The sequence below is a fragment of the Pseudomonas sp. P129 genome (genome assembly GCF_020312195.1).
GTDB classification, from domain to species: domain Bacteria; phylum Pseudomonadota; class Gammaproteobacteria; order Pseudomonadales; family Pseudomonadaceae; genus Aquipseudomonas; species Aquipseudomonas fragariae.
In genome coordinates this window covers 60659-76325 of the sequence record NZ_JAGPYS010000007.1, presented here as the reverse complement: position 1 = coordinate 76325, position 15667 = coordinate 60659, and the positions used below count along the sequence as shown (strand labels likewise).

General features: G+C 56.3%; 16 protein-coding genes and 1 pseudogene. 6 read left to right on the top strand and 11 right to left on the bottom strand.

Annotated elements, in window-relative coordinates; genetic code table 11:
• Positions 1-121: 121 nt before the first annotated feature.
• The 3 genes from rimK to KBY02_RS17260 are packed head-to-tail and all read right to left on the bottom strand — an operon-like array spanning position 122 to position 2299.
• Positions 122-1027: a 30S ribosomal protein S6--L-glutamate ligase gene (gene rimK / locus KBY02_RS17270; protein WP_003401760.1), complete on the bottom strand. Its 906-nt coding sequence runs from the start codon at positions 1025-1027 to the stop codon at positions 122-124.
• Positions 1024-1467, bottom strand: coding sequence for an ATP-dependent zinc protease (locus tag KBY02_RS17265; protein WP_172452248.1), 444 nt, complete (start codon positions 1465-1467; stop codon positions 1024-1026). Before KBY02_RS17265 ends, rimK begins: the two co-directional genes overlap by 4 nt.
• A 49-nt stretch (positions 1468-1516) precedes the next feature.
• A complete protein-coding gene (locus KBY02_RS17260) occupies positions 1517-2299 on the bottom strand; it encodes an EAL domain-containing protein (RefSeq protein ID WP_003401743.1) in 783 nt (260 codons plus the stop codon).
• Positions 2300-2466: 167 nt separating this feature from the next.
• Between KBY02_RS17260 and KBY02_RS17255 the strand changes: the two genes are divergently transcribed.
• From KBY02_RS17255 to KBY02_RS17245, 3 genes are all read left to right on the top strand, one after another.
• Positions 2467-2874, top strand: a complete 408-nt coding sequence (locus KBY02_RS17255; protein WP_024660786.1) for an RNA-binding S4 domain-containing protein — start codon at positions 2467-2469, stop codon at positions 2872-2874.
• Between the two features lie 177 nt (positions 2875-3051).
• Positions 3052-3954 carry an Hsp33 family molecular chaperone HslO gene (hslO, locus tag KBY02_RS17250; protein WP_104683566.1) on the top strand — a complete coding sequence of 301 codons (903 nt, stop codon included), beginning with the start codon at positions 3052-3054 and terminating at the stop codon, positions 3952-3954.
• A gap of 179 nt (positions 3955-4133) precedes the next feature.
• Positions 4134-5678: a phosphoenolpyruvate carboxykinase gene (locus KBY02_RS17245; protein WP_003367573.1), complete on the top strand. Its 1545-nt coding sequence runs from the start codon at positions 4134-4136 to the stop codon at positions 5676-5678.
• A gap of 155 nt (positions 5679-5833) precedes the next feature.
• Here KBY02_RS17245 and KBY02_RS17240 read toward each other — a convergent pair.
• The 3 genes and pseudogenes from KBY02_RS17240 to KBY02_RS17230 all read right to left on the bottom strand — a co-directional run.
• Positions 5834-5986, bottom strand: a pseudogene (locus tag KBY02_RS17240) (T6SS amidase immunity protein Tai4 family protein); the annotation flags it as partial.
• Positions 5987-6048: 62 nt separating this feature from the next.
• A complete protein-coding gene (locus KBY02_RS17235; protein ID WP_024660789.1) occupies positions 6049-6501 on the bottom strand; it encodes a hypothetical protein in 453 nt (150 codons plus the stop codon).
• Entirely contained in the window at positions 6477-7781 is a 1305-nt protein-coding gene (locus KBY02_RS17230; RefSeq protein WP_024660790.1) for a DUF6402 family protein, read from the bottom strand. The genes KBY02_RS17235 and KBY02_RS17230 overlap by 25 nt, the downstream gene beginning before the upstream one ends.
• A gap of 506 nt (positions 7782-8287) precedes the next feature.
• Here KBY02_RS17230 and KBY02_RS17225 point away from each other — a divergent pair.
• Positions 8288-8794: a GNAT family N-acetyltransferase gene (locus KBY02_RS17225; protein ID WP_024640782.1), complete on the top strand. Its 507-nt coding sequence runs from the start codon at positions 8288-8290 to the stop codon at positions 8792-8794.
• A 17-nt stretch (positions 8795-8811) separates the two neighbouring features.
• On the opposite strand, the gene KBY02_RS17220 is transcribed toward KBY02_RS17225, so the two are convergent.
• The 5 genes from KBY02_RS17220 to KBY02_RS17200 all read right to left on the bottom strand — a co-directional run bounded on the left by KBY02_RS17220 (position 8812) and on the right by KBY02_RS17200 (position 13118).
• On the bottom strand, positions 8812-9381 hold the full coding sequence (locus tag KBY02_RS17220; protein WP_060400388.1) for a hypothetical protein: 570 nt from the start codon (positions 9379-9381) through the stop codon (positions 8812-8814).
• A 138-nt stretch (positions 9382-9519) separates the two neighbouring features.
• Positions 9520-10227, bottom strand: a complete 708-nt coding sequence (locus KBY02_RS17215) for a hypothetical protein (protein ID WP_060400383.1) — start codon at positions 10225-10227, stop codon at positions 9520-9522.
• 130 nt (positions 10228-10357) lie between these two features.
• The gene (locus KBY02_RS17210) at positions 10358-10807 is read right to left on the bottom strand and encodes a hypothetical protein (protein WP_225650649.1); all 450 of its coding nucleotides are present in this window, start codon (positions 10805-10807) and stop codon (positions 10358-10360) included.
• Between the two features lie 441 nt (positions 10808-11248).
• Positions 11249-11962, bottom strand: coding sequence for a cupin domain-containing protein (locus KBY02_RS17205; RefSeq protein WP_225650648.1), 714 nt, complete (start codon positions 11960-11962; stop codon positions 11249-11251).
• 298 nt (positions 11963-12260) lie between these two features.
• Positions 12261-13118: a GNAT family N-acetyltransferase gene (locus KBY02_RS17200; RefSeq protein ID WP_060409333.1), complete on the bottom strand. Its 858-nt coding sequence runs from the start codon at positions 13116-13118 to the stop codon at positions 12261-12263.
• A 534-nt stretch (positions 13119-13652) separates the two neighbouring features.
• Between KBY02_RS17200 and KBY02_RS17195 the strand changes: the two genes are divergently transcribed.
• Together KBY02_RS17195 and KBY02_RS17190 are read left to right on the top strand one after the other, a co-directional pair.
• Positions 13653-14321: a haloacid dehalogenase type II gene (locus KBY02_RS17195; RefSeq protein WP_003401723.1), complete on the top strand. Its 669-nt coding sequence runs from the start codon at positions 13653-13655 to the stop codon at positions 14319-14321.
• A 66-nt stretch (positions 14322-14387) separates the two neighbouring features.
• A complete protein-coding gene (locus KBY02_RS17190; protein ID WP_003401721.1) occupies positions 14388-15662 on the top strand; it encodes an NAD(P)/FAD-dependent oxidoreductase in 1275 nt (424 codons plus the stop codon).
• The last annotated feature ends 5 nt before the right edge of the window (positions 15663-15667 follow it).

The window sequence follows — 15667 nt, the reverse complement described above, 5'->3', positions numbered from 1 at the left end:
CGGGATACTGCCACGAGGACTCGACTGGCAGGCCTGTTTACCTGATGTACGGTAGCTCAATGCCCTGGCCGGCGTCCGCAGACAGGACGCCGGCCTGAGCAATCGAAACGGGGGCGGGCAGTCAGCCTTTACCTTTGGTACGGGTCATGTGCGGGCCGCTGTTTTTCTCCAGGTACCCAATGATCATCCCGGCCACGTCCTTGCTGGTGGTCACTTCAATGCCTTCCAGGCCAGGCGAAGAGTTGACCTCCATCACCAAAGGACCGTGATTGGAACGCAGGATATCCACACCCGCCACGCTCAGCCCCATGACCTTGGCTGCCCGCAATGCAGTCATGCGTTCTTCAGGCGTGATCTTGATCAGGCTGGCGCTGCCACCGCGGTGCAGGTTGGAGCGGAACTCGCCCGGTTTGGCCTGACGCTTCATCGAGGCGATAACCTTGTCACCGACCACAAAGCAGCGAATGTCGGCACCGCCTGCTTCCTTGATGTATTCCTGAACCATGATGTCCTGCTTGAGGCCCATGAAGGCTTCGATCACCGATTCGGCCGCCGTGGCCGTTTCGCACAGCACCACACCGATCCCCTGAGTGCCTTCGAGCACCTTGATGACCAGCGGCGCGCCGTTGACCATCTGGATCAGGTCGGGAATGTCGTCGGGCGAGTGAGCGAAACCGGTGACCGGCAAGCCGATCCCCCGGCGTGACAGGAGTTGCAGCGAACGCAGCTTGTCCCGCGAGCGGGCAATGGCGACCGATTCATTGAGCGGGAACACGCCCATCATTTCAAACTGACGCAACACCGCACAGCCATAGAAAGTCACCGAAGCACCGATACGCGGGATCACCGCATCGAAGCCCTCCAGAGGTTTGCCGCGGTAGTGGATCTGCGGCTTGTGGCTGGCGATGTTCATATAGGCGCGCAGGGTGTCGATCACCACCATCTCATGGCCACGCTCGATGCCAGCTTCGACCAGACGACGGGTGGAATACAGACGCGGATTACGCGAAAGCACAGCGATCTTCATGCAACACCTGAGGAAGTAGAGGCCGGGAACACCGGCTTGTCTTGTACGTAAGTTATGCCCGGATTGACCACCAGCTGGCCGTCGATCAGAGCCTTGGAACCCAGCAGCAGTCGATAACGCATCGACTTGCGGCAGGCCAGTGTGAATTCCACCGGCCAGATACGATCACCCAGGGCCAGCGTAGTGCGAATGACATAGCGCACCTGCGCCTGACCGTTGGAGCTTTTAATGGTTTTCATGGCAACCAGTTGCGCTTCGCAGCGACGATGCCGCAACTGAACCACCGTGCCCAGATGCGCGTTGAAGCGCACCCATTTCTGGCCATTGCGCTCAAAAGGTTCGATTTCCGTGGCATGCAGACTCGACGTGCTCGCACCGGTATCGATTTTTGCCCGCAGGCCTGCCACCCCCAGGTCGGGGAGCGCCACCCACTCGCGCAGGCCGATGACTGTCAGATGATCGAATGTCTTCAATGCGATTCCGTACTTCTCAAGACTTCTGCCAGGCCTCGGGGGCTACCTGAGCCAGGGCTTTGAATGCAGGTTTGGCGAACAAATAGCCTTGCATCAGGGATATGCCGCAATCTGCCAGAAAATCCCGCTCTTCAATATGTTCGATACCTTCTGCGATGACTTTAATCCCCAAGTCCGAACACATTGTGACAACCGCGCGAACAATCGCCTGACGCGCGCGATTGCGATGAACATCGCGTACCAGGTTCATGTCGAGTTTGATCAGGTCGGGTTGAAAATCGGCCAGCAGCGTCAGGCCTGAATACCCGGCGCCGAAGTCATCGATGGCGGTCATGAAGCCGAACTCCCGGTACTCGCGCAGGATATTGCTCAAATGGCCTTTGCTGCACACATGTTCGCTTTCGATGGTCTCGAAAATCAACCGCTCGATGGGAAAGTCATGCCGCTTGGCCGCTTCCAGCGTGCTGCGGATACACAGCTCGGGACGATACACGGCATTTGGCAGAAAGTTGATCGATAAACGCTCGGTCATGCCCAGTTTCGCAGCGCCGGCGATGGCCGTGGTCCGGCAGGTCTGATCGAAGCGATAGCGGTTCTGGTCGGTGACCTGACTCAGGACTGACATTGCGCCCTCGCCATTCGGGCCCCGGACCAGCGCTTCATGGGCAAAGATCGACTGGTCGTGCAGGTTGACGATGGGTTGGTAGGCATAATCAAACGAAAAGCCCAGTTCCGGACTGCCGGTGCAGCCCTCACACCCCTTTTTGGGGGCGGTCAACGAGGTTGGAAAGTCTGTCACATCGCACTCCATGTGAGGTCAGGGCCATAAAATGATGAATAGCGGATTTTGACAAGCAAGGATCGGTTACTTCATGTTCTTGATAGCGACAGATCGGCAACGGCAGGCCGTCACGTTTCCTCATTAGCCGGATAACGTTCAGACTGCCATACGGATGAGGAATTCAAATGGCACAAAAGATGGAAGAAGACGATAAGGTCCGCCTGGATAAATGGCTGTGGGCTGCGCGCTTTTTCAAAACCCGTGCGCTGGCCAAAGCGGCTATCGAAAGCGGCAAGGTGCACTGTCGCGGCGAGCGTTGCAAGCCCGGCAAGGAGCCTCGTATCGGTGACGAGTTCCAGATTCGCATGGGTTTCGACGACCGCACCGTAGTGGTCGAGGCGCTGTCCGTCGTTCGGCGTGGCGCACCGGAGGCACAGACGCTGTATCACGAGACACCCGAGAGCATCGCCAGGCGCGAGAATGCCGCGGCTCAGCGCAAGGCCGGCAACCTGGGTGTGACCACTGACGGAAAGCCGACCAAGAAGCAACGCCGGGAGCTTTTCGGCTTCCGCGCCAGCCACAACAACGACTGAAACACAGCACCGGGCAGCTCCGGCTATCAGTCCGACGTGCCATTCAGCTTGGAAGCGCACCGCATAGCTCCTAAAATGCCGGTCAATCCGCATGGCCCACGGCGCTTTCGAGTGCCGGACGGCGCTTTTTCAGCCGCGTGCCATCCATTGTCATTACTTCAGATACCTTGCCTACCTATGCATGATTTCCCGGACATCGATTTCACCCAACGCTTCATCTTCGACGAAAGCGACGTTCGCGGAGAACTGGTCGCCCTGGAGCGCAGCTACGCCGAAGTGCTCGCCAAGCACCCCTATCCGGAGCCGGTCGCGCAGTTGCTTGGCGAAATGATGGCGGCTGCCGCGCTGCTCGTCGGCACCCTCAAATTCGACGGCCTGCTGATCCTGCAGGCACGCTCCAGTGGCGCAGTGCCGTTGCTGATGGTCGAGTGCTCCAGCGAACGCGAGCTGCGTGGCATCGCCCGTTATGACGAGGCACTGGTCACAGCAGGCGCAGGTCTGCAGGACCTGATGCCCGATGGCTCGCTGGCATTGACCATCGACCCGAACAAGGGCAAGCGCTATCAGGGCATCGTTGCCCTCGACGGCGTCGACCTGTCGGAAAGCCTCTCCAACTACTTCGTGATGTCCGAACAGCTGGGCACGCGTTTCTGGCTCAAGGCCGACGGCCATCGCGCCCGCGGTCTGTTGCTGCAACAGCTGCCCATCGCGCAGATCACCGATCCGGAAGAGCGTGACGCCAGCTGGGAGCACGTCATCACCCTGGCCAACACCCTCACGGCCGAGGAAATGCTCGGGCTGGACAACCAGACCATCCTGCATCGCCTGTATCACCAAGACCCGGTTCGCCTGTTCGACGAGCAGCCCATCTGCTTTCGCTGCAGTTGCTCGCGTGAGCGCTCTGCCAATGCGCTGGCCAGCCTTGGGCTGGAGGACGCGCAGCAACTGGTTATCGAGCACAACGGCACGATCGAGATCGACTGCCAGTTCTGCAACCAACGCTATCTGTTCGATGCCACTGACGTCGCGCAGCTGTTTGCTGGCGGCGGTGTCGATTCGCCATCTGACACGCGCCATTAATGATCGCGTAAAGGGCCTCAGAAAACGGTGTGGGCCCCTGTAATGCTGTTCTGACAGGAGGGTCCTACCATTTCCGGGCATTTCTGGCATAATCCGGCCCACTTTTACGCTGTAGTAGTGGTTGTTTTTTTACTACAAAACCGTTTGGAGCACTCGGCCACAGGCCGACGGGGAACCTCATGACGCAAACCAACAACGCTGTGTACACCGATCTGAGCACCGACGAACTGGTCAAGGAAGCCCTTGCCCGCAAAGAAGGCGTACTTTCCGATACTGGCGCACTGGTTGTGGAGACAGGCCATCGTACTGGCCGTTCGCCGGTCGATCGTTTCATCGTTGAAGAGCCGAGCACTCAGGACGCCATCGCCTGGGGCCCGATCAACCGCAAGTTCCCGGCCGAGAAATTCGACGCCCTGTGGAACCGTGTCGGCGCGTACCTCGCCGAGCGCGAGCGCTTCGTTTCCCACGTTCATGTAGGCTCCGATCCTGCGCACTACCTGCCAGTCAAGATGACCACCGAGACTGCGTGGCACAATCTGTTCGGCCGTTGCCTGTTCATCAACCCTGAACAGTACAACCCGGCTGGCAAGGACGAGTGGGAAATCCAGAACGCGCCATGGTTCGTCTGCGACCCTGAGCGTGACGGCACCAACTCCGACGGCACCGTGATCATCAACTTTGCAGCCCGCAAGGTGCTGATCGCCGGCATGCGTTATGCCGGCGAAATGAAGAAAGCCATGTTCTCGGTGCAGAACTTCCTGCTCCCGGCGTCCGACGTTCTGCCGATGCACTGCGCGGCCAACATGGGCGAAGAGGGCGATGTAACCCTGTTCTTCGGCCTGTCCGGCACCGGCAAGACCACCCTGTCCGCCGACGAAAGCCGTTACCTGATCGGTGACGACGAACACGGCTGGGGCGAAGGCGTGGTGTTCAACATCGAAGGCGGTTGCTATGCCAAGTGCATCGACCTGTCCGAGAAGAACGAGCCGGTCATCTGGAAAGCCATCCAGCACGGCGCCGTACTGGAAAACGTCGTACTCGACCCGGTCACCAAAAAAGCCGACTACGCCGACAGCAGCCTGACCCAGAACAGCCGTGCGGCCTACCCGCGCGAACTGATCGAAAAACGCGCACCGAAAAACCTCGGTGGCGAGCCGAATGCCGTTATCTTCCTGACCTGCGACCTGACCGGCGTACTGCCGCCTGTGTCGATCCTCAGCGAAGAACAGGCCGCCTACCACTTCCTGTCGGGTTACACCGCACTGGTCGGCTCGACTGAAATGGGTTCGGGTTCGGGCATCAAGTCCACCTTCTCCACCTGCTTCGGCGCACCGTTCTTCCCGCGTCCGGCGGGCGAATACGCAGAACTGCTGATCAAGCGCATCCGCGGCTTCAAATCCAAGGTCTACCTGGTCAACACCGGCTGGACCGGCGGTGGCTACGGCGTCGGCAAGCGCTTCAACATCCCGACCACCCGTGGCGTGATCGCAGCGATCCAGAGCGGCGCACTGATCGGTGCCGAAACCGAACACCTCGACACCATCAACCTCGACGTACCGAAGTCGGTACCCGGCGTCGATACCGGCCTGCTCAACCCACGCAACACCTGGGCTGACAAGGCTGCCTACGACGAAGCCGCAAAAGCACTGGCTGGCCTGTTCGTGGAGAACTTCAAGAAGTTCGACGTGAGCGACGCCATCAAGGCTGCGGGTCCGAAGTTGTAAGACGTTGTAATTAGCCTCCACTAAAAAAACCGCCTTCATCAGGCGGTTTTTTTGTACTCGTTTTACGAATCTGAAAGCCTGTTGCCTATCTTGCCAGATGACAAATCGACTATATCGGCGGCACACCTACATGGAGATATCGACTTTGGCATCTGTCATTTATTGTCTTGGATATAGGTATAATCCGGCTTTATCAGAATTTCTTTTAGCCACGCGCTGAGCGCTTTACTGTAATAGAGATCCAAGCATTTCAACAAATCAAACTTTACACCCTTTATTTCAGATTCAACCAAGGGGGTTTTATAGTCTATAGATACCGCTCCACTGAACCAGTCTTGCTCGAGACACATTCCTTTGACGACCACCATAGTTACAGGGGAAGCCTTGCCCTAATCCATTCCAAGCGTGTGGGAGGCATAGTGATTGCGTGATCTTTCTGCTCTTTATCATCTTGATAGATAATACCGTTTTCGGACACCTTAAGCGGCTCATGCCCTGGCTGGCCGTCCCAAAAAACTTTATAGTATCTCCTGGCTAACAGCTCGCCTTGATTGTCGAAGATAGTCAGCCGGACCCTCTCCATACCATCTCCATTAAAAAGACTATTGTTCACCCCGGCTCCGCAAACAGTTATTATAAAACCTTTACTGCCAAAACTCTTTGCACCTCCATCTAATGCCTCAGTGTGGTTATAGCGTTCACAATCAGTGTTGTCGAACAGGTTGAAAGCAATGGAATAAACAACCAAAGCAATCAACATAAAAATAAAGAAGAAAAAAGAGCGGAAATACATTTTTCTTACATGGGCTCTGAAGGTTTGCATAATGTATCCAGCTTTATAATGATGGGCTTTTTCAGTTTGTGGATTTTCGGTCTGCTGTAGATCATAAAATCGCCACCCCGGCCATGCTTTTCTCTCCACTCACTATAAGAGCTGTTGTAAACAGGCCAGTAAACATCTTTCTCCATAAATTTTCTTACCAAACCTGTTCTTTTATCCACTGGCTTGTCAATCTGGCCTCCAGGCAAATAGTCCCAATTGATTTTAGTTTCAGTTATCGGGGTACTTCCCATACGGGTATGAATTTTCTTACCGTCAACCAGATCACTGACAACGGCAGAGTAAGAAAGAATCATATCATTTTTGTTCCAGTGGCCCAGATATTGGCTGCTACCATCATTTTTGTCATTAAAAGAATAGTTATCTTTCAGGTAGGTATACACACAGGTAATAGCCGCCGTTGCGTCGACGCAAAATGTTTTGGTTCTGGCTTGATCGTCATATTTGTAAAACTTTTCCACAGCAACTTCAACCACGCCAATAGCCGCATAAATATTAAAACTCCCTAGCGTCGCGGTGAGATCAGTTAAACTCAGGCCGTCAAGCGTGTTGCTTGTTGATATTGCCTGAAACTGAATTTGCCAATCAATATGAAACTGCCTGATATCACCTATCCAAGGAGCTGTATCAAAGGAAAGATTTGCTGCCGACCTAGATTCATCAAATTTATTTTTTACTCGCTTGAGAATTTTATGTCTAGCGCCTGCAATTGCTTTTTCAGAGTAAATCTTTTCCTCAATCAACTCGTTGAATTTCTCTGCGACGCTCCCATACTTCAACGCCCACTTTAACGTCACGGTTGCGTCATCAATGGGCTGAATTGAATTGGGTCGATCATTATAGATATGCTTAGGGCTGGCGAACCACTGTCTGGCAATCTTGGCAGCTATCGGCCAACCAATATTGTCCATGGCCAAAGGAATATCCTGAAGATCAAACTCTGGAAGCTTTTCTTTATCTTCTGCATCAGCCTCTAGAGCATCAGACACTGAAGTTTTAGATTCCACGGAGAATGGCTTATTTTTTCTAACCTCAGCAGTTGATTTCTGACCTCCCGCTTCTGTTTGCGGCACCATGAACTGCTCTTCACCAGGCTCAGCAGACTTTAAGAACACTTGACCAGGCGCACAACGATTGTAAGAGATTTTTTGTGGAGTATTGATGGGTACTGCGCCATCTAAACCATCATTCTCTTTCCATACCTTCTCTCGAAATATTGATCGCTCCATAGTGTAGTAAGGTATTTTTCTAACTTTTGCCATAACCATTTCCTTGGAAAACAACCAAATCCTAAATCTACTCAGCACCTATCACGCAGCGGTAGGAACGCTGGGGCGAAGCAACGGAGGTTTGCATTGTTTAGCTTGAGGACCCCGGCCGTCAATTTCGTTGCGCGCCCAAGCATCGATTTCCTCCCCCAATGTGACTCGATTAACGTTGTGAGCCGTACCTCCAAGACGTTTGCCCACTCAATGGGCAGGGCCGAGACCTCACGCTAACTGTCGTCTATTTACTTGATATGGCGCAGACATTGCTCGAGCCATCGATCGCGGGTATCGGAAGCTGCTCACTGCCTGGGTTTGAAGGGCAAGCTCACAGACAAATACCGTAACCGTCAGGTCGTCGGAGCGATGTCGTAATTAAACATCTTCGCATCCGCACCTGCACGCGACCCTCGAAAATGCTCAAGCAAACGCCTCGACTTGTCGTGGCGTTTGCTTGTCTGGAATACTGATTTCCACTGAGGACGATGGCCAGGAGGTGTGTTGTGGGCGTAAACGGGATTCAGATACGGCGTTTCGTGCCGAGCGACGAGTCAGGTGTATCGGCGATGATCCTGCCGATCCAGCGTGAAGAGTTCGGTATTCCCATCACCGCCGAAGACCAGCCTGACCTGAAGGCGATTCCGGACTTTTACCAGACCGGCACAGGGGACTTCTGGGTCGCGGTACAAGACGATCAGGTCATCGGCAGTATCGGTCTCAGAGACATCGGCGCAGGGCAGGCAGCACTGCGCAAGATGTTTGTCGCCGCCCCGTTTCGCGGCCGGGAATTTTCCGTTGCAGCCAGACTGCTTGAGCGCCTGATCGAGGAATCAACTCGCAAGGGCGTCAGCGAAGTATTCCTGGGCACGACCGACAAGTTTCACGCTGCGCATCGTTTCTATGAAAAGCACGGCTTTCGGGAGATCACGAAGGAGGACCTGCCTGCGAGCTTTCCGTTGATCGCGGTGGACAGCAAGTTCTATGTGCTGGGCCTCGGCAGTGAGCAATAGCGTGATCGCCGCGATGCTCAACCCAATGGATTGAAGCCACTCGCCGCGCTGCAGTAGCGTTGGCGAGTCGCGGACTCGGCAGAACGCTTGCATTGCTCCTTGAAGTACACCTTGGCGCCCTTGCGGCATTCCCGATATTCGATCGACCCTCTGCGCCAGTTACGGCATACGCTGGTGCCATCAATCTGGTCGTCGTCAACGACCCATTCAGCACGATAGGTACGCTTCCGGTCCCACTGCCACACAACAGCAGAATCAACAAATTGCGCCATTGCGTAGTTGCGGTGCCGTATAGGCTGTCGCGCCTTGTACTGGCTCATGTACTGAGCAGACACCATGCCTTGGGCGGTCGATCGAGGAACCGTCTTGTGGCTTTTTCCAAATCGACAGTCAGCGACAGCTTCGTCGATGAGATTGTCCGGCCCCATGCATTCAGCCAGCGATTGAGGGGGGGTCGAGACCTGGGGTAGCGGTGGCGGCGCAAGGACAGGAGCCTCGGCATCAGCGGCAGGAGGCATGGCAGGCGTGGCATCGGCTGTTTTTGACTGATGGGTGTAATGAAACAGGCCATAGCCACACAACACCATGACTATCAGCGCCACCAGTAGATTACGGTGGAACGTCGAAGCGTTCCTTGACGTGCGCAGAGGGGCACGCGCAATTGCGTCCTCCTCGTCGACACTCAAGTGATCCCTCACCTTATGACCACCCCTCATATCTGTCACTCAAGCCTCCAAGGTATTGGACGGGCTTTTCAGTGCGGCGAAAATGTCCATGGCTGAGCTGTCCCCCGATGTAATGTTGGCGGCGTAATTGGCGGGGTATTGGGCTTTTTCTATAGGTGGCAGCTGGTCGTAGTGGGCGAGAAGCATGACCAGTGTTTGCGTGCTTTTGCCGGTTTCGTTGTATTCGTCGACATAGCGTTTGCCCATCGCTCTATTCCAGGCTTCCTGCTGAAGATGGTTTTCGGACGAAGCAGCACTACGCTCATTAATGGTGAATTCGCCACCTTCGTCATACATGATCAATTTGAGTTGATCCTGAGATAATCCTGAGAACGGGTTTGCTCCCCCGCCATTCTTGAACAGCGTAGCCTGTCTGGCTCTTTCGAGCAGCGCTGGATCGTCGGTATCGGGGACCTCCGCATCGTGCAGTGCTCTGTTGGCGTAATAGTGTGTACCCGCGATCTTGTCGTTAATGGATGTTGCCACCGCACCCAGCTCTTTGAAGCCTAGACGACTATCGCGGATCTGAGCGCGCATCGCGCTGCTGTTTAATTGACTGGACAACGTGGAGAGAGTTGCACTATCAGCGGCGCGCTCAGAAGATAGTTCACTTATGGCCGACGTGCTACTGGTTGAGGAAACCTCTTTTGCAACAGTCGTTAGGGTAGCGCTGCTGGTAAGGGCCGTGATGTGAGAAATGTCGAACATGCTGCGTCCTCGCGTCAGTTGCCAATCCATGGCGTTATATTCGCTATCTATATCGGCACGATCAGATTCAGCTTTAGTTTTCCTCCGAAGGCAGGCGCGCGCGTAATTTTGTAACGCGCACGCCTTGAGATTATTTCATGGTGAATTCAGCAGTCCATGCATGGGTAGAGAGGTCGGTGACCCTGGAGGTAGCTGTGCAAATCGCACCACCTTCAGGCGTTGCAGTACGGTTCCACTTTGGAACCTTGACTCCACCCGCACCTGCCAGCCTTACAAAAGTGGTCGAGAATGCACATACCTTGGAACCCATCACATAGCGAGCACTGGCGTAGCTGGCATCAGGTGAGAGCGTGCTTTGCACCGTATAAAAGTTTGAATCGCCGGGTTGAACGGTAGAGCCAATGGCTGTTCTGGCGTTGCGTAGCGTCGATAACTCGTTACGCGTAACAGGCTTATGCTTCGCGACCTCTGTTCCCAGATTTTTGAACGTCACCGTAACCGGTGGTCCCGCGTGCGCAACAACAGTGGCGCACAGCGTGGCGAGAGCAAGAGAAGTCAGCAAGACGCTTTTTGTTTTCATGATCGGTAGTTCCTGAGTTAATTAATTAAATTCGTATTACATTAAGCAAGGCGAACGCAGGACAGCAGTGAGCCGCCTGTATTGACGTGCACGCGCTATCGCCCGATTAAGATCCGCCATGTATCAGCGCACAGAAAGTGCGCCGTCCACCTGAAGGTGTTTATGTCGATGACAGTCGGAGGATGGCCCTATACTAAAAAGCAGGGGTGACTCCACTGAACGGGTTAGAAGAAAAGATTAGTTTCCTGCAATCCGTTGAGATGTTTTAGCACGTGAGAGGGGAAAGAAAAGTAGGAAACTTCTGATTCTTTGCAAATCAGTTAATGACGATGAATGTTCTTGTCTTTTAGTATCGAGTTGGATTAACTGCGCTGGCAGAAATTGTAAGTGTGCAGATTAAAGCGCCCCTCAGAGCTGAAGGGCGCATCCCCTACTTCACGTTCACGTCACCGCATAAAACTTGCGCACATACGCCGTACTGGTCCATTTGCAGGGCGCGCCCTGTGCGACGAATACGGTATCGCCGGTATTCACGGTCAGGCTCGGGCCGTTTTCCAGGCTCAGCTCGACGCTGCCTTCGATCAGGTTCATCAGTTCATGGATCTTGTGCGGCCGCGAGATGCGTTCGTAGGGGGTGGAGTCCCATACGCCGATGCGCAGGGTGCTGGCGCTGTCTTCGAAGAGGTTGTTGCTGCGGCATTGCGGCAACGCGCTGATCATGATCGCCGGGTCTGGTGGTGAAGATGGCGTGAGCATGGCCAGGCGGTCGAGCGCGGTGATGCCGGGTTTGTCTGGCCCGCTGGCCTGGGTGGACGCGCAGAACGCCCAGAGGCTGTCCGGTTGCGCGTCGATACGTACTTGAGTGCCGCGACCGATCACTGCACTTTCACCGGTCTTGATCGTGAGGCTCTCGGTACCGGAGGTCAGGGTGACGGACCCGCGATGCATCACCAGCATTTCGGTGTAGGAGTAGGCTGCCACTGACAGCGACGTGCCGAAATGCACGAGGCCGGCCGCAATGCCCTGATCATCGATGAACGCTGTGCGACGCTCATTATCGAGCGAGTCATGCGCATCGATGGGGCCAGTGGTGAATTCGGTGTCTACCGGGCTGAGGTCAGCGCGGGCCAATAGCAAAACAGTGGGTTGGGGCATCGGGTCGGGCTCCTGAAGTTGAAGCGTTGATGATCGTTCCCACGCTCCGGACTCGGCGTTATACACAAATCCGCTTTTGCTTCTGGCCGGAGGCCGTAGGAGCGAACTTGTTCGCGAAAGGGCCGGTATGATCGCCTGTCTTCGCGAACAAGTTCGCTCCTACGCCCTGCGGGCAGAAGCCTGAAAAGCACGTATTCGGGGCTCTCCAGGACTTATGTATAACGATGAGCGCTCTGCGTGGTAATGCATTTCGTGACGCTCTGCGAGAGCATTGGCACGATGAGGTGCTTACGGGCGATCAGCCGATCGCCTGGGTAATCAGCGCAAACTGGCGCACGCCCTGGCTGGCTTGCGGGACTGCGCCCATGCTCATGCAGGTCACGCTGTCGACGCGCTTGAGGCCGGCTTCCTCCAGCCAGTCGGCCAGGCCGCTGTCGGTCGGGATGTCGATACGTACGAAGGCATAAGGCACGCGGGCCAGCAGTTGCTCGATCATGTGCCTGGCCTGGTCAACGCTCTGGGCGACCACAGGGCCGATGCACAGGCCGCGGCCGAACGGACGCAGCAGGGCAAAGGCCTGCAACTGGCCGTCGCGCTCGATGCCGACGGCGTGCTCAAGGTTGTTCAGCACATCGCCGAGCGTCACCGAGCGGTCCATGCCCGAACCGGCGTTGGCCAGTTCCAGCACGCGAGGGTGGTCAGCCTCGCTCAGCCCGCGGCAACGTTCCTGTGCCTTCAATTCGGTCGTGCCGGTCGGTTGCGCCTGCCCCTGACGCTGCTGGATCTCGCCAAAACTGACAAACCCCATCTTCGCGTAAAGCGGCGCACCCGCCAGCGTGGCGTTGAGGACCGCCGTGCGCGGCGCGACGCAGCCGACCGCCAGTTCCATCAGCTTGCGACCAATGCCCTTGCCCTGGTAATCGTCACTGACGATCACCAGACCGATGGTGGAAAACTCGCCCTGATGACAGGCGAAGGCACTGCCGATCAACCGCCCGTTGTGTACCGCGACGAAGCCTTGGGCGACACGTTGCAGCATGGCCCAGTCTTCAAGTCGATGCGGCCACTTCAAGGCGATGGATAACTCATGAGCGTTGCCGACGTCGGCGACGGTCATGGGGCGAAATTCAAAGTCGGGGCGTTGCTGAGCGAGCATGACGTGTCTCCGTCCAGAAGGATGCACAGGCAATAAAAGGATGCGTCAGGCGTGTTGTATCCCACCTGCTGCGGGCGGTGACAAGAGGGCTGCGCGCATTCGGCAGATTCCACAAAGCGCCGCTCGCCAGACCACAGTTACTGCTTAAATCGGCCGGGCCTCCGGCAGCAAATGCTTAGGGTTTTTACCCCGTGTTCAAGCTCTTTATATAGCTGCCGGCATTTGTCGCCAGCCAAGCACTGGCGCGGCGCAGTTTCTGCGGCGCAAACCCGCGTGTTTGAGCCCGAGCGCCCTGAAAAGGGTCATAAAAGCGCCGAAAACCGGGCTCTGCCCAAGGCTGGAGCGCCCCGCAAAGTCTGCTGAGCGCGCACCTCAAAACGGTGGTTTCTATCAAGCAGCCATCACTTTTAACGCCATCTGCTGATTTCACGGTGTTGTAATGAGGTTGTGCTGCAGCGTGCATCACCGCCCCTGAACATCAGGCCGGACTGCTCGTCATGCCATGACCTCAACGAACTTTCAGGACCGCACACAATGAGCTTTCTTCGACCAAAATTCATTACGTTCGACTGCTACGGCACGTTGACCAATTTCCACATGGGCACCATGACGCGCGAGCTGTTTGCCGACCGCGTTGCGGCTGAACAGATGGATCAGTTCGTCAAGGATTTTTCGGCGTATCGTCTGGATCAGGTCATGGGTGACTGGATGCCATACGACGAAATCCTCAAGGTTGCACTGGCGCGCACCTGCAAGCGCTGGAACGTTGAATACCGCGAAGAAGGCCAACTGTATTACGACGCTGTGCCGACCTGGGGCCCACACGCCGATGTGCCCGCCGGCCTGTCGAAAATCGCCGACAAGATCCCGCTGGTGATTTTCTCCAACGCCAGCGACAGTCAGATCATGTCCAACGTCGAAAAGCTCGGCGCGCCATTCCACAAGGTGTTCACCGCTGAACAGGCCCAAGCCTACAAACCGCGTCTGGCTGCTTTCGAATTCATGCTCGACAACCTGGGTTGCGGCCCGGAAGACATCTTGCATGTGTCTTCAAGCTTCCGTTACGACCTGTTCTCGGCGCATGACATGAAGATCAGGAACAAGGCATTCGTGGCGCGTGGTCATGAGCAGCCGGCCAACAGCAGCTTCGAATACCACCAGATTCCCGATATCGGCGGACTGGCCGGGCTGGTCGGCCTGTAAACCAGGCAACCCGCGTGACACCGGCATTTTTCAAGGTGCTCTTCGATGAGTGACAAGGGGAACGAGATGCGCAGTGAGTCTTACTGGCTCGATACGGCTCCAGGCTTTACCGGCGCACAGGACGGCGCAGTGGAGGGGCAGGCTGACGTGGTAGTGGTCGGTGGCGGTTTCACCGGCCTTGCGGCGGCGCGTGCATTGGCCTTGAAAGGTGCCAGCGTGGTGGTTCTGGAAGCGGGCCGGGTGATCGGCGAAGCGTCGGGCCGCAATGGCGGACAGTGCAATACCGGCGTGGCCCAGGACTATGCGTCGTTGAGCGCAACCCTGGGTGCCGATCAGGCACGCGAGTATTACAAGGCTTACGAAAGTGCGGTGCAGAGCGTCGTGAGCGTGATCGACGAGGAACACATCGCCTGCGACGTCAAGCGTAACGGCAAGCTCAAGCTGGCGGCCAAGCCAGGACATTACGAAGGACTGGCGCGCACCTGCGAGCTGATCCGCCGTGAAGTCGATGCTGACGTCGAGCTGCTGTCCGCTCAGGACCTGCGCGCTGAAATCGATTCGAACGAGTTTCACGGTGGCCTGCTGCAGCGCAACGGCATACAGATGCATGTCGGACGCTTCGGTGTGGGTCTCGCCGACGCAGCAGTGCGTCATGGCGCAAGGGTGTATCAGAACGCGACGGTAAAGGACTGGAAAGCCAACCGTGGCGGCTTTGTGGTCAACACCTCGAAAGGCTCGATCCAGGCCGGACAGCTGCTGTTGGCGACCGGTGCCTGCCAGCATGGCGGGCTGGGCTGGTATCGCCGGCGCATCGTGCCGGTCGGCAGCTTCGTCATCGTCACTGAAGTGTTGCCGCAGGCGCTGATCGACCAACTGTTCCCCCACCAGCGCGCTTACGTGACCAGCCGTTTGATCGGCAACTATTTCCGCCTCACGCCGGACAACCGCCTGCTGTTCGGCGGGCGCGCGCGCTTCGCCATGTCCAACAGCAGCTCCGACGCCAAGAGCGGCAAGGTGTTGCAGGCGGCCATGGTGCAGATGTTTCCGCAACTGGCACACGTCAAGGTCGACTACTGCTGGGGCGGGCTGGTGGACATGACCTCCGACCGTCTGCCACGTGCAGGCGAACACAACGGGGTCTTCTACTCGATGGGTTACAGCGGCCACGGTGTACAGATGTCGGTGCACATGGGGCGGATGATGGCCGAAGTCATGGAAGGCAAGGCACAGGCCAATCCCTGGAAGGACCTGAGCTGGCCAGCCATTCCCGGCCATTTCGGCAAGCCATGGTTTCTGCCGCTGGTAGGCGCGTATTACCGCTATCAGGACAGCCGCCACTGAGTGTT